Here is a 20,306-nt window from a genome sequence, read left to right as displayed (position 1 = left end):
AATGACGGTAGTAGTTAAATAGCCTTAATTAGATCATATTTTTATTTAGATTGGTATTATTTCTGGATATAAAAAAGCAGAGTTCTGTAACCCTGCTTTCTGTAGAATTCGTTTCTATGTCTGTTTCGAGTTACTGACTTGTATTGTTAGTGTCAGTTTCAAGTTTTTGCTCTGCTTTTTTCGCTTTTTCAATCATGGGGGTAATGGTTGAGCCTTGAACCAAAATGGAGAAAACCACAACGGCATAAGTCATGACCATTAAAATCTCTTTGACATCAATTAATTTATCAGGAATCACCATGACTCCTGCAGGGATGGATAAGGCCATTGCTAAAGCTAACCCACCACGGAGCCCTCCCCACGTCAGAATTTTTACAGACCATGGATTGTAACGACGAAAGCGTTTGAAGCCCAAATAAGATATCCACACACTTAGATAGCGTCCACATAGTACTAGTGGAATAGCTAATGCCATTAAAATCCAATCTTCTTGATGAAATTCAAACAGTAACATTGACATACCAATCAGCAAAAATAATACGCCATTTAAAAACTCATCCACTAGTTCCCAGAAGTGATCGAGATGTTCTTCACTCTCTTTAGAAAAACCAATAAAACGAGTCCAGTTACCGATCATAATGCCTGACACCACCATCGCTAATGGACCAGAAACATGGATAACATCAGCAAAAACATAACCAGCAGTCGGAATACCAATGGTCAGTAATAGTTCCATTGAATGGTCATCGGTGGCACTAATCAAATAATGAAATAAGAGTCCAAGAAAAAAACCATAAACAATGCCGCCAATGGCTTCTTGAGCAAAGAGAGTGCTGACGCTAAGAATACTCGGAGTTTCATTTCCGAAGGCAATGATGAATAAAGTCACAAAAATAACTAAACCAAATCCATCATTAAATAGCGATTCTCCTTCTATTTGAGTCGCGATCCGTTTTGGCGCATCGAGTTTCTTGACGATGGCGAGTACAGCAATCGGATCGGTTGGTGAGATCAGTGAGCCAAAAAGTAAGCAATAAATAAGATCAAGTTGAATGCCTATAAATTGGCAAAAAGCATAAAGGATAAAGCCGATAAAAAAAGTTGAGAAGAGGGTGGCACCTAAGGCTAAAGCGATAATTTCCCACTTTTGGTCCTTTAAATTGGGTAACTTAATACCAAGTCCGCCAGCGAAGAGTAAAAATCCAAGAATCCCTTTAAGTAAAAAGTTTTCAAAGTTAATACTTGTGATCGTCTCAGTTGCAATTTGTTTCAAGTGAAAACCATCATTTTGCCCAGCAAGAATGATTAATAATGACAGCATCATAGACCCAGCAGTGATTGCAATGGTGGTTTGCATCTTAACTATTTTACTATTAATAAAAGCAATCATCATTGCGGCTGCCGATAAAAAGCATAAGGTGTAATAGACCGACATAGTTTTCTCATTATGTAACAAAATATGAGTGAAATTCTCGGTGGATTGTGAACAAATAGCAAACCTTTTCTGCGCAATATGGATCAGGTTTATGGGGAAAAACAATAAGATTTTAGACGTCTAGATTTCTAAATTTTCTATGGTAGGATGTGAATAAAGACAATGGAGTGAGGCTTTACAGTGGGAAGTAATATAAGACAAAAAATGGAAGCGCAGCTCAAACAGCGTATTTTATTGATTGATGGTGGTATGGGCACCATGATTCAGGGGTATCAGTTGCAAGAACTGGATTACCGCGGTGAGCGTTTTGCTAATTGGCACTGTGATGTGAAAGGAAATAATGACTTATTGGTGCTGACTCAACCTCAGTTGATCAAAGATATTCATTCCGCCTACTTAGCTGCGGGTGCGGATATTCTTGAAACCAATACCTTTAATGCAACGACGATTGCCATGGCTGATTACGACATGCAATCATTCAGTGCAGAAATTAACTTCGCCGCCGCCCAATTAGCACGTGAAGCCGCGGATGAATGGACAGCTAAAACGCCGGATAAACCCCGTTATGTCGCAGGTGTATTAGGACCAACCAACCGGACATGTTCCCTTTCTCCTGATGTTAACGATCCGGGATATCGAAATATTACTTTTGATCAACTTGTGATTGCCTATTCTGAATCAACGCGAGCGTTAATTAAAGGCGGGTGCGATCTTATTCTGATTGAAACGATCTTTGATACTCTGAATGCGAAAGCTTGTGCTTTTGCGGTCGATTCTGTTTTTGAAGCGTTAGGTGTGACTTTGCCGGTGATGATCTCCGGGACAATCACTGACGCCTCAGGCCGTACGCTCTCAGGCCAAACCACAGAAGCCTTTTACAATTCCCTACGCCATGTTCGGCCACTCTCTTTCGGTCTTAACTGTGCTTTAGGGCCGGATGAACTTCGACAATATGTTGCAGAACTGGCTCGTATCTCTGAAAGCTATGTTTCTGCCCATCCTAATGCTGGCTTACCGAATGCTTTTGGTGAATACGATCTCTCTGCGGAAGAGATGGCTGAGCATATTGCGGAATGGGCAGCCTCCGGCTTTTTAAACTTAGTGGGAGGGTGCTGTGGAACAACACCTGAACACATTGCTGCAATGGCGAAAGCGGTGGAGGGGATCACACCTCGTGCTTTACCTGACCTCAACGTGGAGTGTCGTTTATCTGGCTTAGAACCACTCAATATTGGTAAAGAAACCTTGTTTGTTAACGTGGGGGAGCGGACTAATGTTACGGGCTCCGCTCGCTTTAAGCGGCTCATTAGAGAAGAACAATATGATGAAGCACTCGAGGTGGCTCGAGAACAAGTGGCTAATGGCGCACAAATCATCGATATCAATATGGATGAAGGGATGTTGGATGCCGAAGCCTGCATGGTTCGATTTTTACAGCTGTGTGCTTCTGAACCCGAAATATCCAAAGTACCGATTATGGTTGATTCCTCGAAATGGGAGGTAATTGAGGCTGGTCTCAAATGCATTCAAGGCAAAGGCATTGTGAACTCTATCTCTCTAAAAGAAGGGAAAGATAAATTTGTTGAACAAGCCAAATTAGTTCGCCGTTATGGTGCCGCTGTGATTGTGATGGCGTTTGATGAAGTCGGCCAAGCTGATACGAAAGAACGAAAAGTTGAAATATGCAGCAATGCCTATCGAATCTTAGTCGATGAAGTGGGATTTCCTGCGGAAGATATTATTTTTGACCCGAATATTTTTGCCGTGGCAACAGGCATTGATGAACATAATAATTATGCGGTTGATTTTATTGAAGCCGTTGCGGATATTAAGCGCAATCTACCACATGCGATGATTTCCGGTGGTGTATCTAATGTTTCCTTCTCCTTTCGTGGCAATAATTATGTTCGAGAAGCGATTCATGCCGTTTTCCTCTACCACTGCTTTAAAAATGGCATGGATATGGGCATTGTTAACGCCGGTCAGCTTGAAATTTACGATAATGTTCCCTTGTCTTTACGTGAAGCCGTGGAAGACGTTGTTCTTAACCGTCGACCAGATTCAACTGAACGCTTATTAGAGATAGCAGAACAGTACCGAGACAATGCGGTAGGTAAGGTCGATGATCCAGCACTGTTAGCGTGGCGAACTTGGCCGGTGGAAAAGCGCTTAGAACATGCTTTGGTAAAAGGAATCACCGAGTTTATTGTTGAAGATACGGAACAAGCCCGTCAACAAGCTTCCAAGCCGATAGATGTGATTGAAGGCCCATTAATGGATGGAATGAACGTAGTGGGCGATCTTTTCGGTGAAGGGAAGATGTTCTTACCACAAGTGGTTAAATCGGCACGGGTCATGAAACAAGCGGTCGCTTATTTAGAACCCTATATTAATGCGCTTAAACAAGCCGGTTCGACCAATGGAAAAATCTTGCTTGCCACGGTGAAAGGCGATGTGCATGACATCGGAAAAAATATTGTCGGTGTGGTTTTGCAGTGTAATAACTATGACATTATAGATCTCGGCGTTATGGTGCCTTGTGAACAGATCTTAAAGGTTGCTCGTGAAGAGAAGGTCGACATTATCGGCCTATCAGGGTTGATCACTCCGTCGCTGGATGAAATGGTACATGTAGCGAAAGAAATGGGGCGACAAGGTTTTGAGTTGCCTCTTCTTATTGGTGGTGCGACCACATCGAAAGCACACACGGCGGTAAAAATTGAGCAGAACTACCGTCATCCCGTGGTTTATGTCAATAATGCTTCTCGGGCTGTTGGGGTCTGTTCATCATTATTATCCGATGAATTGCGCCCCGCTTTTATAGAAAAACTGAATTTAGATTATCAACGTACCCGAGATCAACATGCGAGAAAGAAACCGAAAACTCGTCCAGTGAGTTTGGAAAAAGCACGATCCAATAAAGCGACCATAGATTGGCAAGCTTATACGCCTCCAGCTCCAGCTCAACCGGGCATCCATGTTTTTGAAACCTGCTCTGTGGCGACGTTACGCCACTATATTGATTGGACGCCTTTTTTTATGACTTGGTCTTTGATGGGGAAATATCCAGCAATACTACAGCATGAGGAAGTAGGGGAAGAAGCTCAACGCCTATTGAATGATGCAAATGAACTGTTGGATAGAGTTGAACGGGAAGGCATTTTACAAGCCAAAGGGATCTGCGGGCTATTTCCTGCTGCCAGTATCGGCGATGATATTGAAGTTTATACCGATGAAACGCGCTCAGAAGTTGCCCATGTGCTGCATCACTTACGGCAACAAACAGAAAAACCTAAGGGTGCAAACTATTGCTTAGCGGACTATATTGCCCCGAAATCGAGCGGTAAAAAAGACTGGATTGGCGCTTTTGCGGTGACAGGTGGAATTGGTGAGCGTGAATTAGCTGATGCCTATAAAGCGCAAGGTGATGATTATAACGCGATAATGATCCAAGCGGTTGCTGATCGTTTAGCGGAAGCGTTTGCCGAATATTTACATCAACAGGTTCGAAAGAAAATTTGGGGCTATGCGCCTGATGAAAATTTGGCTAATGAAGATCTGATTCGAGAAAAATATCAAGGCATACGTCCTGCTCCCGGTTACCCAGCTTGTCCAGAACACACAGAAAAAGGAACCTTGTGGAAGATGCTGAATGTGGAAGAAATGATCGGTATGTCATTGACTTCAAGTTATGCCATGTGGCCAGGCTCTTCTGTTTCTGGTTGGTATTTTTCTCATCCAGACTCGCGTTACTTTGCCATTGCTCAGATCCAAGACGATCAAGTGCAAAGTTATGCAGAGCGAAAAGGGTGGGATAGTTTGATGGCCGAGAAGTGGTTAGGCCCAAATATTAACGGCTAGCTGTTCAATAAAAAAGAAGGTCACCATCGGAGACCTTCTTTTTTAGTTTTTCTGAACGATTATGCTTGTTCAAGTAGTTCCTGATGCAGTGTTTGAATCACCGCTTTTCCATCCTGACTGTTTACTAAGAAGCACAGATTATGAGCACTAGCACCGTAGCAGATCATGCGTAGATTGAAGTTTTCTAATGCACCAAAGACTTGTTTTGCATAGCCCGGGCGATCTTTCATCTTATTCCCAATTAACGCCACTAGACAAAGATCATGTTCCACTTCAACAGTACACAGCGCTGCTAATTCTTCGCGTACCGTTTGTGGTAATTCGGGATTGCCGCCAGAAGTATCTGTTTTATCTAGTGTCAAAGAGACACTAATTTCAGACGTTGTGATCAGATCAACCGAGATCTTATGTTTAGCTAAAATCTCAAATACCTTGGCTAAAAAACCGTAAGCATGAAACATTTTTGCACTACGTAATGTGACCATAGTTTGATTACAGCGTAAGGCTAACGCACGAAATGGCGGAGCGCTTTCCACGGCTTGACGAATCCATGTGCCTCCTTTTTCTGGTTCTTTTGATGAGCCGACAAAAACAGGAATACCATGACGAAGGGCTGGCACTAACGTCGATGGGTGGAGAATTTTTGCACCAAAATTTGCCATTTCAGACGCTTCGTTAAAACTAATTTCAGCAATGGGGGCCGCTTTTGGAGCGATACGTGGATCCGTCGTATAGATGCCCGGAACATCAGTCCAAATTTCTAAGCCAGAAGCTCGGAGTGACTCTGCAATTAGCGCGGCAGAATAGTCACTTCCTCCACGTCCTAAAGTGGTCGTATTGCCCTGTTCATCAGAACCAATAAAGCCTTGAGTAATGACGACGTGTTGTTGGCAAAGTGGTAATAAGTGTTCTTGCACTAATTGTTGTAGTGCTTCGACTTGAGGTTCTGCTTGACCATAGTGAGTATCCGTCCGCATGACTTGGCGGATATCAAATCGTTGAGCATCGACGCCACGTTCACGCATTAATTGCGTTAAAATATGGGTCGACATTAACTCTCCGCAGGCGACTAAGTGATCAGTCAGCTTTTTGCTGGTTTGAAATGATGCCGCTTCTGCAGCACAGGCGACACTCTCTAAGATAGCATTCACTTCTGCGGCTACCGTGGTTGTATTTGAGAGCTGTTCGATGATCGAATGGTGGATTTCTGCCAATTTTTTAATAATGGCTTGGCGTTCTTCAGGTACTTGAATACCATTAGCAAGCTCAATTAATAAATTGGTTACCCCAGCGCATGCGCTGATCACAACAAGCTTGGTGTGTGGATTTTGTTCGATAATTGCAGAACAACGGCTCATTGCTTCGAAGTTTGCGACACTGGTTCCGCCAAATTTGGCCACATTGAATGCGCTCACGGTATTTCTCCCGATATTTCCTATAAATAAAAATGGTTGGTAAACCAACTTCCAATGTTTGAAGAGAGATAAATTAGAGCAAAGCAGAGGTAGCACAATAGGTAGGTTTCCTCAGAAGCTCTTCATCAGTCGATTCTGATGACAGTTGATAGGATTCAGCCCAATCAACCGATAAATCAAAGCCTCATCTTTGGTTTATCTCGGCACTACTCCCCCTCAATGTTTTGTTTGGGAGTTGAGGCTCCACAAAACATCTACCTGGGTAGTGCTCCTCTTCTGCTTAAATAGCCTATTCATTGAACGGTTTTGTTTCATGAATGTCAATCGTAAATGGTTTATAAAATGAAAAATTAAAATGCTCAAAATAAGAAACTGGTTTGACCTCTAGACTTCAGTCGAATTGTGACCAAGAAGGATTTGCATTAACCTTGATGTTGTTACTCTAAAAAGCAAGGAGCTGCTATGAGCATTCGTCGTTTTATTCCGCCCCATCGTATCCTAATGGGGCCGGGTCCATCAGATATTTATCCCCAAGTATTACAAGCGTTGAGCCGCCCAACCATTGGTCATCTGGATCCTTTGTTTATTGGCATGATGGATGAACTTAAACAGCTATTAAAATATGCTTTTCAGACTGACAATGAATTTACTATCGCGGTTTCTGCTCCTGGTAGTGCAGGGATGGAAGCTTGTTTTGTTAACTTAATTGAGCCCGGTGACAAAGTTATTGTCTGTCGTAATGGTGTCTTTGGTGAGCGAATGCGAGACAATGCGGTTCGCTGTGGAGGCGAGGTTATTGTAGTCGATGATGAATGGGGCAAGCCGGTCTCGGTGGATAAAGTTGAAGACACACTAAAGTCACATCCAGATGCAAAAATCTTAGCTTTTGTGCATGCTGAAACTTCAACCGGCGCGTTAAGCGATGTACAAGCTTTGGGGCGATTAGCAAAACAACACCATATGCTGACGATTGTGGATGCCGTCACCTCTTTAGGTGGTGTTCCATTATTTGTGGATGAATGGCAATTAGATGCGGTCTATTCCGGCAGTCAAAAATGTCTTTCTTGCGTCCCTGGCCTTGCTCCCTTAACGTTTTCACCGAAAGCGATCGAGAAAATTCAATCGCGAACGACGCCCATTCAAAGTTGGTTTTTAGATCAAAGTTTAGTCTTAGGGTATTGGAGTGGGGAAGGAAGGCGCAGTTATCACCATACGGCTCCGGTGAATAGTTTATACGCGTTGCATGAAGCGCTATTGTTACTCAAAAATGAGGGGCTAGAAAATGCGTGGGCCCGCCATCAACGGATGCATAACAAACTCAAACAAGGGTTAGAAAAATTAGGGCTGACGTTTGTGGTTGATGAAGCCAGTCGCCTGCCTCAACTTAATGCAGTTTATATTCCTTCAGGCGTCGACGATGTGGCGGTTCGTCATTGTATTCTTAATGAATATAATTTAGAAATAGGAGCAGGATTAGGCGTTTTAGCGGGTAAAGCGTGGCGTATAGGCGTGATGGGATATGGTGCAAGATCTGAAAATATAGCCCTTTGTCTTAAAGCGTTAGAAGAGGTTCTTGCTTCGTGAGCATTGTTTTCGCCAAGCGGTCACTCATCGCTTGGCGAATGAAGAGGCGGTTTTTAACCCGCCGATAAACTTGCCGAGATTTTGGTAGGAAGTTGCTCGAGGGGGAGACTAAAATCATATTTAGGAAAAAGGAATTCAGCTTCAAACCGGATCTGTTCTGCTCGGCTATGATCTCCGATCCCCTGATAGGCTAAAATCAAATTATGATAAAACGCTGGTCGAGGTTTACGCCTAATGATTTGTTGTGACCAATTAATATAGGGTTGGATGTATTCCGCTTTTTGTTGGTGCAAGCCAATGTTTAAGTAAGTGCTATAAATATCCCAGTCAAATCTATCTTTCCATACCACAGGGTTGCTGATGTTTTGTAAAATATTTGGATCCCGCGGATAAGATTTTTCAAATTGAGTCAGTACATAATTGCTATGTAAAGCGCTAAGCATATACAGGCTGGTGGCTATTGGCAGCATTAAACTTGTGATACGTAATGAAGACTTGCTGATTTGGTTAAAGGGAATGACATGGTATTTTGCCACACGTTGTTCTATCCAAAACAATAAAATAATAAAGCTTATCCAATGAATCGCTGAATGGTAGAAGGGGTACTCTAATTGGCTGTGCAACGTAATTGGAATCAGTAAGGCAAGCATCGCGCGTCTGGTGCCTTTTTTCGCTGAACGTAATCGGAGCAAAACAAACCCAGCTGCGAGTAGAATCGCCACTAAAGGCAGTAACCCCCCTTCAACGCCCCAAAATAATAGCTCATTATGAGGATGATCCATTGCTGCAAGACCTGGTGGATAGCTTGGATTGAGTTGATGTTGGCGAGCAGTATAGAGGATATATTGCGTTTCAAATCTGCCATAGCCATAACCAGTAAATGGTTTTTCAATCAGCATATCCAGAGTTTGTGGGAAAGTGTATTGGCGAGGGCTTTCAATCTTGATTTTTTCTACCACTCGCTCGGCGCTACTTTGACTATACATAGCCATATAACCAAGAAATATGCCCGCTAATATGGCAATAAGCCAGTTGATAAAACGCTGTCTGGGTGAAAAACGGTGTAAATAAGGTAACAGTAGTATTACACCAAGCACGGTTGCCAGCCAACCAGTCCGAGAAGCAAGAACAATGAGTAAAGGCAGAGTTAGTAGAGGCGTTAAATAAAGTAACCCCACCTCACGTAAGTGTTTGTTGTATTTTTTCGGTTGGCGTGCCAGTAGATAGCCAGAGAGAATGAGGCCGGTGGCTAGAAAACTGGCCATAACATTCGGTTGCTGAAAAATACCATAAGGGCGATTGGTATTGGTATCATATCCGAATGGATTACCCGGAGATAAGATAAAGTATTGGATGAGTCCCCATAGCGCTTCGATAAGACATGCTAAAATGATGTACCAAAGCAAGCGTTGCTTATGCGTATTACTAAAACGGAATTGCTGTAAAACGGTAAAGAGAATAAACCCCGCCCATAATCCAGTGAGCCGCCCAATACTACCTTGCCAATAGGCATTGGTATAAAAGATGGGAAGAGAAAGGATGCAGCAGCAGACCAATAAAATGAATGTTAGCTTAGAATACCGTATCGATTGATAAGTCGCTAATTGATATAGACCAATTGCTATCGTAACACTGATTGCTATCCACGTGGTCGGATTAAAAGACAGAGCTAGCCCAGATCCTCCAGGATTCGGCATGAAAAAATGCATCGCCACTAAATAAACACCTCCCAGAGAGAGAATAAATGCTTTATTTAATGGTGCGATTGGCGGCTGAGGCTCAAGTCGTGTACCGCTCAGTAGCAAGGTTGCCATACGTCTCACTGTCTATGATGAAAAAAGAAACCAGCACTGAGTGACTGGTTTCTGTACTTTAACGTTTTTTTTTCTCTCAATATAGAGTTATCCCGCTAATATTGGTTTTAGAAAGCGAGCGGTGTGTGATCCTTCGACCTGCGCCACATCTTCTGGTGTGCCTTCGGCGATAATAAAGCCACCACCTTGGCCGCCTTCAGGGCCCAGATCAACGATCCAGTCCGCCGTTTTAATCACATCAAGGTTGTGCTCGATAACCACCACTGTATTCCCCCTATCACGCAAACGGTGTAAAACGGTGAGTAACTGTTGAATATCGTGAAAATGTAATCCCGTTGTCGGTTCATCTAGGATATACAGTGTTTTTCCTGTATCTCTTTTGGACAACTCACGTGCCAATTTAACCCGTTGTGCTTCGCCTCCCGATAGCGTGGTGGCCGACTGTCCTAAGCGAATATAGGATAATCCAACATCGATCAAGGTTTGTAATTTACGAGCGATGACAGGGACGGGGGCAAAGAACGCATGAGCATCTTCAATGGTCATATCCAAAACTTCATCGATGGTTTTTCCTTTATAGCGAACTTCCAACGTTTCACGATTGTAACGCTTTCCTTTGCACGCATCACAAGGCACGTACACATCGGGTAAAAAGTGCATTTCAACCTTGATGACACCGTCGCCTTGGCACGCTTCACATCGTCCTCCTCGTACGTTGAAGCTGAATCGCCCGGGCTTATAACCGCGTGAGCGAGACTCTTGAGTACCAGAAAAAAGCTCTCGGATTGGGGTGAAAATCCCGGTATAAGTAGCAGGGTTAGAACGAGGCGTTCGGCCAATTGGGCTCTGATCAATATCGATAACTTTATCAAAGTGTTCTAGCCCTTTGATTTCTTTATAAGGTGCAGGCGTGGCAGTGGTTGCTCCGTTTAAAGCTGCATGCGCAATACTAAAGAAAGTATCGTTAATTAAGGTTGATTTACCTGAGCCAGAGACCCCCGTGATGCAAGTGAATAGACCAACTGGCAGTGAGAGGGTGACATTTTTTAGGTTGTTACCTGAAGCGCCAATTAACTGGACAGTTTTTTGGGGATCTCGAATCACGCGTTGTTTGGGAACGGCAATTTTCTTTACCCCACTGAGATATTGACCCGTCAATGAATCGGGGGTTGCAATGATGTTAGCCACATCACCTTCTGCCACAATTGTCCCGCCATGCACTCCGGCTCCTGGGCCAATATCAATCACATGATCTGCCATACGAATGGCATCTTCATCATGTTCAACCACCAGTACAGTATTACCGAGATCCCGTAAATGAGTTAAGGTTTTCAGCAGTCGCTCATTATCCCGTTGATGAAGACCAATCGATGGTTCATCCAATACATACATCACACCCACTAATCCGGCACCAATTTGACTGGCTAAGCGAATTCGTTGCGCTTCCCCCCCAGAAAGGGTTTCTGCACTGCGTGATAAATTGAGATAATTTAGCCCGACATTGACCAGAAATTGCAAACGGTCGATGATCTCCTTCATCACCTTATCGGCAATTTGTGCTCGTTGACCTTCTAATTGGAGTGATTGAAAAAAGATTAATGCATCGGCAATGCTGAGTTCGACCACGTCAGGCAGTGCGGTATTGTGAATAAACACATTACGAGCTTCAATACGTAAACGCGTTCCATGGCAACCAGTACAGGGCTTGGTCGAGATGTATTTCACTAACTCTTCGCGGACTGAGTTGGACTCAGTTTCTCGATAGCGACGCTCTAAATTATGCAAGATCCCCTCAAAGGGATGGCGTTTTACTCGAATATCCCCACGATCATTCACGTATTTGAATTCAATCTCACTACGCCCAGATCCTTGTAAAATCATATCTTGGATACGTTTCGACAGTTTATTAAATGGGGTATGCAAATCAAAATTATAGTGTTCTGCTAATGAGGTGAGCATCTGAAAATAATAGTAATTTTTTTGATCCCAACCGCGAATCGCTCCCTGTGCAAGGCTTAAGCTTGCATCTTGAATCACTCGGGTAGGATCAAAATATTGTTGTACACCTAATCCATCACAAGTTGGGCAGGCACCTGCCGGGTTATTAAATGAGAATAAGCGAGGCTCTAGTTCACGCATACTATAGCCGCAGTGTGGGCAAGCAAAGTTGGCTGAGAAAATTAGCTCTTCCCCTTCTTCTTCCATCGGGGCTATCACCACAAGCCCACCTGATAACTCTAGGGCAGTTTCAAAGGATTCAGCTAAACGTTGCTGGAGATCGGTGCGAACTTTAAACCGATCAACCACCACTTCAATGGTATGTTTCTTATGTAATTCTAGTGTGGGAGGGTCGGTGAGATCACAAGTTTCACCGTCAATACGGGCCCGGATAAATCCCTGTGCTGCTAAATTTTCTAATGTTTTAACGTGTTCGCCTTTACGCTCTTTGATAATGGGAGCAAGCAGCATCATTTTTGAACCTTCAGGGAGGGCCAATACTTGATCAACCATTTGACTGATGGTTTGCGCCGCGAGAGGAACGTGGTGTTCAGGACAGCGGGGTTCGCCCACGCGCGCATAAAGTAAGCGTAAATAGTCATACACCTCAGTAATTGTTCCTACGGTTGAGCGAGGATTATGCGAGGTGGATTTTTGTTCAATAGAGATAGCAGGAGAAAGCCCTTCGATGTGATCGACATCGGGCTTTTCCATTAAAGATAGAAACTGCCTAGCATAAGCGGAAAGCGATTCCACATAACGACGCTGGCCCTCTGCGTATAGCGTATCAAAAGCGAGAGAAGATTTTCCCGAACCGGATAAACCGGTGACGACAATTAACTTATCACGGGGAATCGTCAGGTTAATATTCTTTAAATTATGGGTACGAGCACCACGTACTTCGATTGTGTCCATCAGATCAACTCTATGTAATGCCAAGTTGCACAAGTATTACATAGAGTGAGATTTGTGCAATAATCACTGGATAAAAAAACAGTAATAAATTAAAGCCACCCAGTGGATGGCTTTAAAAATCGGGAAAAATTAATGATTAAGACTTTGTGGTAGATTGTTTGGCCAGAGTGACATGCTGTTCATTTTGTTGGTATAAATGCTCATAACAGTAATTGGTTGCTTCAATATACCCTTCTACGCTGCCGCAATCGAAACGTCTACCTTTAAATTTATAGGCAAGTACGCAGCCTGCTTTCGCTTGTTTGAGTAGGGCATCGGTGATTTGGATCTCGCCCCCTTTACCGGGTTCGGTTTGCTCGATAAGCTCAAAAATATCAGGAGTAAGAATATAACGGCCAATAATGGCTAAATTGCTTGGTGCGGTACCGGGTTCTGGTTTTTCAACCATATCATCGACACGGAACAGGTCGTCTTTAATCACTTCACCGGAAATCACCCCATATTTATGGGTTTCATCGACGGGCACTTCTTGAACGGCAACAATTGAACAGCGAAATTGTTTATAAAGCGCGACCATTTGCGCTAGAACGCCTTGCTGTTCATTGACACATAAGTCATCGGCTAAGACGACCGCAAATGGTTCGTCACCGACGAGTTCTCGTCCAGTTAAAATGGCATGGCCTAAACCTTTCATTTCACGTTGACGAATATAGGTAAATTGTGCGGTTTCGATGATCTTTCGAATATCGATCAATAATTCTTCTTTGTTGGTACCACGAATTTGGTGCTCTAACTCATAGTTCATATCGAAATGATCCATGATGGCATGTTTGCCTCGTCCGGTTACAATACACATCCCCGTCATTCCCGCCTGAATTGCTTCTTCAACGCCATATTCAATCAATGGTTTATTGACGATAGGCATCATCTCTTTTGGCATCGATTTGGTTGCTGGGAGAAAACGGGTGCCGTAGCCTGCTGCCGGGAAAAGGCATTTGTTAATCATAGTAAAAGCCCTATTATTATGAATTATCAATAGAAAAAAGACCGTATCACTTTTTCATATCGAGCCGTTGTTAGCCAAGTTTTGTCTAGCTTGCAACCGCTTATATGATCAAAACAATACGGTAATTTTTGTCTATGGTGAATAATGAATTACAAGAGTGTCGCAACTTTACCATGTTCTGTTTTGAGTATTCAGCACATTCTCGGCATTATGAATTGAAAATGTGCTGATAGACTCAATTAAGAGAAGAGACGTTGGTTGGCCCATGCAATGGCTTGAGTTCGGTTTTTGACCGATATTTTCTTAAAGATCTGATATAGATGGGACTTTACCGTAAATTCGCTAATGAATAAATTTTCCGCAATGTTCATATTGGATGCTCCTGTTTGTAAGCAGCGTAATATTTGAAGCTCTCTTGCGGTGAGGTTTATAGTGGCCTTAATTTGATGCTCTTGAAAAATGTAACGGTAATAATGCAGTAATTGACTAGAGACATGACGAGGTAGCCAGTTTTGCCCATTGATAATTTCAGCTAAGCCATGTGCTAACTTGTCCGCCGTTTCCGTTTGGTAGAAAACTCCTTTTAAATTCCCAAAATTTAACAGCGTATCGGTATGGAGTCGTTTTTCTACATTAAATAGAATGGTTTCCAAATGAGGGCTGGTGAGTTGTAATGGGCCAAGGCGTAGTCTGATTGATTCATGTTGTTGATGATCCAATAACAAAATTTTATGTTTTGAGTGTTGATAAGCACTAATCAGTTGCTCTGGTTCGATTTTTGGAATAGGAATAGCGAGCTGTTCAATTGCATCACGTAAAAGAGGCGGCGTGGCACTTTTCTCATCTAACGTTAGATAATATATGGTTCGAGCATAGTTTGATCTTGGCATGACTGCATCCTTGAGTATGGCGAAGATTAAGTATTATGAGCACCATGCCGAACAATGAGGCTTGATGCGAAACGAGAATGTTTATTTTGCGTGGCTTTTCAATATGACAAGTAAATGAGGATATTATCAAAACTGAAAAAAGTGAGAATGGCCGGAAAAAATGGCCTCTGTCTATCGATTAGATGAAGAGAGAGAAGCACACTACGACAGAGCATTGGTACTGATAAGAAAGCGTGCTATTCTTACAAACTATTTCTAAATCGAAAGATGGTAAACGGAGCAAATAATGGCAACCCGTGGTGTGAACAAAGTTATCTTGATCGGCAACTTAGGTCAGGATCCAGAGGTTCGCTATATGCCGAGTGGGGATGCGATGGTCAACTTGACTGTAGCGACTTCAGACACTTGGCGTGACAAAGCGACCGGCGAACAACGTGAAAAGACAGAATGGCATCGTGTCTCTGTGTTTGGTAAAACCGCTGAGTTTATTGGTGAGTATGCCAAAAAAGGTACTCAAGTTTATATTGATGGGCAACTACAAACCCGTAAATGGCAAGATCAGCAAGGCCAAGAAAGGTACACCACCGAAGTGGTTGTGCGATGGCCAGTCGGTGAAGCTCAGATCTTAGGGAACCGCGGCCAGCAAAGTGGTGCGTCAGCGCAAGGTGGCATGAATCAAGGTCAACAAAGCCAGTGGGGACAGCCACAACAACCAGCAGCCCATTCTCCTAAGCCGCAGCAACCAGCCGCTCCTCAAGCCGCTCAACCGCAATATAATGAGCCGCCAATGGATTTTGACGACGATATCCCATTCTAGGACTCTAATTTTGAAAAAAAGCCGCGAAATACGCGGCTTTTTTATATAGTGATAGTGTACGTTATGCTTTGATTTATATGCCTTGTCTCTATGCATCGAGTTGGTTGCTAGCCAGACTCAATGCTGTGTGAGCCTCGTTTTCTCAATCAGTGGGTGAAAAGGAACTTCAGCTTCATGCGCTATACCCCAACACTTAAATTGAGTACACGCTTGGTTGCTTTTGTTACGGTAATTGTAACCAGTGCCATGTTTATTCTTTTTTTAGGAGGAACACTCTCTTTTCAGAAATTAGGGCAAGAGTACTTGAATCATTACTTGCGTGGCATTGTTGACGTGGTGGATAAAGAACTTCAAGAGCCAAATGCCATGGATTCAATGCAGGCTTGGATGCCTAAAATGTTACAAGCCTCGAATATTGTCGAAATGCAGCTCTCTTCCGAGGCTGGGATCGTATATCGTTTCAATGATTCATCATCTAAAATCGCCACGGAACGTTTATATCAAGCTGATTTTGTTTTAGCGCATCATCAAGGTTACCGTATCCATTTTAAAGCCGTCCCGCCTTACCTGAGCTATGACTATTCAATGAGTGCAATGGGGGCAATTTCATTGGCGGTCGCTTTGATTGTTTTTTGCTTAGTTCAAGGCATTAAGTGGCTTAAAGAACAACTGCTTGGTTCTGAACTGCTTGAAGAGCGGGGAAGAATGATTTTAGCGGGGCGAGTTGAGCAATATGCTAAAGGCGATCTCCGTGAATGGCCTTATACCGCCAGCGAAGCGATAGATCGTTTAATTGAAGAGTTACAAGATGCTCGTCAAGAGCGAAGCCGATTTGACAGTTTTATCCGTAGCCAAACCTTTCTGGATCAATTAACCGGAGCGGCGAACCGAGTGTTGTTTGATAGTAAGCTCGAGTCCGGCTTATTAGAAAGTGGCGCTTACGGCGGAGTGATTATGATTCGGATCGATGAACTCGATGCTGCGCGAGAAGAGGTGGGGCCACGAGTGGTTGATGATTTAGTCGTCGAAGTTGGCGAATGCATTACCAATATTATCGCTCGTTACCCTGATGTTATTTTATCGCGTTATTATGAGTCTGTTTTTGCGATATTTATGCCTCATCAAGGCTCAAAAGAAGTGGTCTATGTTGCGAGCCAATGCCTTAAATTCATCGAGAGGATCATTCCTCCATTTCCGATTGATCGTAATAATTGGGTTCATATCGGAGTGAGTATGTATCGAGAAGGAGAGCGAAGAGGTCGTATTATTGATGAAACTGAAACCGCTTTACGCAGTGCTCAGATGCAAGGCGGAAACGCTTGGAGTCGATTCAAAAAAGCCATTAAGGCCGATGATGAACGTGGCAGTGTCCGTTGGCGAACGTTATTTGATCAGTTATTACTTCCTGAGAAAATTAGCTTATTTCAACAAGCGTGTTATTTAATCACACCAGCAAATAAACTGGCCATAGTTCATCACGAGCTGTTTGCTCGAATCAATGATCCCGATAAAGGCTTGCTCAAGGCCTCTCGTTTTATTTCAGCGATAGAAACAGTAGGATACGAAGTGGCTTTTGATCGAGCCGTACTGGCTCGTGTTTTTGCGTTAATTCGGGATGAACGGCAAAGTGATCACTATTCGATTAACCTTCAAGTTGTTCCTTTTGCGAATAAGTTTTATTGGCGATGGTTTCGTAATGAATTGATGCAATTGCCCATCGCATTGCGAACAAGGCTCTCTTTTGAATTTGCTGAGGGGCGATTGGCTCAACATCTCGATTATATGCGTCCCGTCATGAAAATGATCAGTGGATTGGGATGTAAATTAGTGGTTGGCCAAGCGGGGCGCACCATTGTCGCCACACATTACATTAAGGATCTAAATATTGATTATCTTAAGCTTCATCGGAGTTTGATCAAAAATATCCATCAACGCCATGAAAATCAGCTATTTGTTCGTAGTCTGATTGGGGTATGTAGTGGCACTCCTACCCAAGTGATTGCGGTTGGGGTTGAACATGAAGCAGAGCGACAATGTTTGCTTTCTTTAGGGGTCAATGGTGTTCAAGGACGCTTATTTGACGTCGAGCAGCCTTTGTTAATCTCCTCACATTCAATCAAGCAACCTTCTGTTAAACCCGGTAAACGAAACCGATGGCGGACAAAATAATAGACATGAAAATTGATGTTCTGATAAAAAAAATCATCGGCAAAAAGAAGCAAAGTCACTCACTCTTTGCTGTCATTCAACCTGATGCGATTTATTTTTCATCTGCAGACACTTTGACAGTACCAGAATGCTATCCGCTGGCTGATCGTGATTGGTCACATGCTTTAATAAAGGCTTTAAAAGCGGCTGGCGTGCAAGGGGTGGTGATTGATCTGGTGTTACACTCCCAACTTTACCAAAGCTACCAAATTGATAAACCTAATATTGCGCGTGAAGAGTGGCCTGCCGCACTCCCCTTTTTAATCAAAGATTTGATTAATGAGAAACCCGCAGAAGTCGTTGCAGACGCTTATCCATTGAGTGGGACGAATAAAGTACAGGCCTACGTCATCAGCAAGAAAGTGATTCTTGAGATGGTTGAATTGCTGAAAACACAAGGTTGCCAATTGGGGCGAGTGTTACCAGAGCAAGAAGTGTGGGCAAGCAGTGGTGATACTTTAACGCAGTTTTTACTGCTGCAGCGTAATAAGGCAGGAAATTTTAAATTTGATGCTTTTGTCGATCAACGTTGCTATTTTCAACGTACGTTACGCGGGGTTGTCGCGCCAATCACCGGCGTAGCCAGCTCAGGCCTTCAATTTGATAGCTTAGCATTGGAATTACAGCGTTCAATTGATTATTTATCTTCACAATTAAAAGGAATAGCGCTTCATCAGCTCAAAGTGTGCTGCGATGGCGAAGATCACGACGAGCTTGTTGCGGCACTGAATGAACGTTTGAATGTGAAAGTCAGCACGCTGTCGAAGGCGGTTTCTCAGCCGCTGTCTGGCACTATGTTGGCTCATTATGCTCAATTGGCTCCTCATGAGGCTTTAAATTTCTACCAAAGCCATTTAAAACCTAAGAAAGATTATTTTTCACTGATGACCGTTAGCTCGGTTTTGCTTGGTTTTATGGTTTGCATGTTAGCGATTGCGGCGGTTTATCATTATCAGGGGATAAAAATCGAGCAGCAAGTCATCTTAGCGGAGCAGCAATCAGCCGCGCTTTCTTTACAACTTAAACAGTTGAAAGAGCAAAAAGCGCGACACCTACCGTCGCCATATAAACTGGCGGCAGCTGCGAGAATAAAAAAAGATATTGCGGCGCAACAGGCGTCATTAAATGCGATCAATCGCTTCGAGCATCTGCAAAGTGAAGGGTATTCGGGTGTGATGGAAGCACTGGCAAACCTCGCACGTAAGGATATTTCGTTAACGCAAATTGAGATTGATCAGCAACGTTTTGATATCCAAGGTTTGGCCCGTGATGCGAAAGCGATTCCACACTGGATCGAACAATTTCAACAAGAGTTACATTTAGTTGGCCGCAGTTTTGAGCGGTTAATAATAGGACGTGATGAGAACGATATTGTGACGTTTGAGCTAAAAACTAAGCAAGAGATGTAGAGATGAGAGTGCTTTGGAATAAATTAAATCAAGCCTTTAATCAGCGCTTGCCTCGTGAAAAATGGTTAATCAGTGGCTGCGGTTTAGTGGTGATCATTGTCTCATTGCAAACCTTTCTGATTGATCCGCTTTTGACACGTCATCAAATACAGTCGAATCGCCTAGCCAGTTTGCAGTCATCTAATCAAGGAATGCAATTGGCGGTACAGCAGTTACAGCATGAGTTAAGTAAGGATCCTGATGTAGACATCGAGATTGAGTTGACACAACTTAAAGCACAACATCAACAACTTTCAGCTCAACTCGATCAAGTGATGGAGAATTTAGTCTCGCCCTCTCAAATGGCAAAAGTTTTGCGTGAAGTATTAGAGAAGAGCCAGCAATTGAAATTGCTTCGCCTGACTTCTTTACCTGCCGAGCCAATGGGTAAGCAACAGGATGAGTACCCAAGTCAGTATTTTATTCATCCTGTTAGAATGGAATTGACTGGCAGTTATTTTGCTATTTACGATTATCTTGCTGCTCTAGAAGGTTTGCCTGTTAACTATTATTGGCGGCGTTTTCACTATCAAGTGGTGCAATATCCTCAAGCAAAATTAATTTTGGAAATCTATACACTCAGTTCTCGTAAGGAGTTTATCGGTGGGTAAAATAATGCGGTTGACGATCTTGCTTTTACTGAGTCATCAGGTCATTGCGGCAGAGGATCCCACGGCTCCATTAGCTGGGCATAGAGCTTCAATGGCCGAGGTTCAGCAAGCGCCATTACCTGAATTGCAAAGTATCGTATGCCAAAAAGAGTGTTATGTTGTATTGAATAATCAGGTACTGTCGGTTGGCGAAAATATCCAAGGTTATCAGATAGCCAAAGTGACAGATTCCAGTGTGATTTTGATGCGTGGTAAACAGCGTTGGGAACTACAGTTGTTCTCGCTAGACATCAAAAATTAAGGT

Annotated in this window: 13 protein-coding genes and 1 riboswitch; of the genes, 7 read left to right on the top strand and 6 right to left on the bottom strand. The window is 43.2% G+C overall.

The window, feature by feature from the left end; all coding sequences use genetic code 11:
- Positions 1 to 130 precede the first annotated feature (130 nt).
- Positions 131 to 1,435, bottom strand: coding sequence for a cation:proton antiporter (locus tag CAG57_RS01350; RefSeq protein ID WP_161434012.1), 1,305 nt, complete (start codon positions 1,433 to 1,435; stop codon positions 131 to 133).
- Between the two features lie 204 nt (positions 1,436 to 1,639).
- Here CAG57_RS01350 and metH point away from each other — a divergent pair, with 204 nt between their 5' ends.
- Positions 1,640 to 5,296, top strand: coding sequence for a methionine synthase (gene metH / locus CAG57_RS01345; protein ID WP_202597812.1), 3,657 nt, complete (start codon positions 1,640 to 1,642; stop codon positions 5,294 to 5,296).
- A gap of 59 nt (positions 5,297 to 5,355) precedes the next feature.
- Here metH and lysC read toward each other — a convergent pair whose 3' ends face one another.
- Positions 5,356 to 6,711: a lysine-sensitive aspartokinase 3 gene (lysC, locus tag CAG57_RS01340; RefSeq protein WP_161427262.1), complete on the bottom strand. Its 1,356-nt coding sequence runs from the start codon at positions 6,709 to 6,711 to the stop codon at positions 5,356 to 5,358.
- A gap of 107 nt (positions 6,712 to 6,818) precedes the next feature.
- Positions 6,819 to 6,995, bottom strand: a riboswitch (Lysine riboswitch).
- A 178-nt stretch (positions 6,996 to 7,173) separates the two neighbouring features.
- Between lysC and CAG57_RS01335 the strand changes: the two genes are divergently transcribed.
- Positions 7,174 to 8,295, top strand: a complete 1,122-nt coding sequence (locus CAG57_RS01335) for a pyridoxal-phosphate-dependent aminotransferase family protein (RefSeq protein WP_161427261.1) — start codon at positions 7,174 to 7,176, stop codon at positions 8,293 to 8,295.
- 53 nt (positions 8,296 to 8,348) lie between these two features.
- On the opposite strand, the gene CAG57_RS01330 is transcribed toward CAG57_RS01335, so the two are convergent.
- From CAG57_RS01330 to CAG57_RS01315, 4 genes are all read right to left on the bottom strand, one after another.
- Positions 8,349 to 10,109, bottom strand: coding sequence for a PglL family O-oligosaccharyltransferase (locus tag CAG57_RS01330; protein WP_161427260.1), 1,761 nt, complete (start codon positions 10,107 to 10,109; stop codon positions 8,349 to 8,351).
- 87 nt (positions 10,110 to 10,196) lie between these two features.
- Positions 10,197 to 13,022, bottom strand: a complete 2,826-nt coding sequence (gene uvrA / locus CAG57_RS01325) for an excinuclease ABC subunit UvrA (protein ID WP_161427259.1) — start codon at positions 13,020 to 13,022, stop codon at positions 10,197 to 10,199.
- 136 nt (positions 13,023 to 13,158) lie between these two features.
- On the bottom strand, positions 13,159 to 14,028 hold the full coding sequence (gene galU, locus CAG57_RS01320) for a UTP--glucose-1-phosphate uridylyltransferase GalU (RefSeq protein ID WP_099611673.1): 870 nt from the start codon (positions 14,026 to 14,028) through the stop codon (positions 13,159 to 13,161).
- Positions 14,029 to 14,267: 239 nt separating this feature from the next.
- Positions 14,268 to 14,918 (bottom strand): LuxR C-terminal-related transcriptional regulator, encoded by a 651-nt coding sequence (locus CAG57_RS01315; RefSeq protein WP_099611674.1) that lies wholly within the window; start codon positions 14,916 to 14,918, stop codon positions 14,268 to 14,270.
- Between the two features lie 286 nt (positions 14,919 to 15,204).
- Here CAG57_RS01315 and CAG57_RS01310 point away from each other — a divergent pair, with 286 nt between their 5' ends.
- The 5 genes from CAG57_RS01310 to CAG57_RS01290 all read left to right on the top strand — a co-directional run bounded on the left by CAG57_RS01310 (position 15,205) and on the right by CAG57_RS01290 (position 20,303).
- Positions 15,205 to 15,735: a single-stranded DNA-binding protein gene (locus tag CAG57_RS01310; protein WP_161428226.1), complete on the top strand. Its 531-nt coding sequence runs from the start codon at positions 15,205 to 15,207 to the stop codon at positions 15,733 to 15,735.
- Positions 15,736 to 15,909: 174 nt separating this feature from the next.
- Positions 15,910 to 17,904, top strand: coding sequence for an RNase E specificity factor CsrD (gene csrD, locus CAG57_RS01305; protein ID WP_161428225.1), 1,995 nt, complete (start codon positions 15,910 to 15,912; stop codon positions 17,902 to 17,904).
- A 5-nt stretch (positions 17,905 to 17,909) separates the two neighbouring features.
- The gene (locus tag CAG57_RS01300; RefSeq protein ID WP_099611676.1) at positions 17,910 to 19,352 is read left to right on the top strand and encodes an MSHA biogenesis protein MshI; all 1,443 of its coding nucleotides are present in this window, start codon (positions 17,910 to 17,912) and stop codon (positions 19,350 to 19,352) included.
- Positions 19,353 to 19,354: 2 nt separating this feature from the next.
- Positions 19,355 to 20,002 (top strand): type II secretion system protein GspM, encoded by a 648-nt coding sequence (gspM, locus tag CAG57_RS01295; protein ID WP_099611677.1) that lies wholly within the window; start codon positions 19,355 to 19,357, stop codon positions 20,000 to 20,002.
- Positions 19,995 to 20,303 (top strand): MSHA biogenesis protein MshK, encoded by a 309-nt coding sequence (locus CAG57_RS01290; RefSeq protein WP_337247007.1) that lies wholly within the window; start codon positions 19,995 to 19,997, stop codon positions 20,301 to 20,303. Before gspM ends, CAG57_RS01290 begins: the two co-directional genes overlap by 8 nt.
- The last annotated feature ends 3 nt before the right edge of the window (positions 20,304 to 20,306 follow it).

Origin of the sequence: Vibrio sp. V30_P3S12P165, from assembly GCF_009904905.1 — a bacterium.
Taxonomy (GTDB): domain Bacteria; phylum Pseudomonadota; class Gammaproteobacteria; order Enterobacterales; family Vibrionaceae; genus Vibrio; species Vibrio fujianensis.
This window is presented reverse-complemented; position numbering and strand designations above follow the sequence as displayed.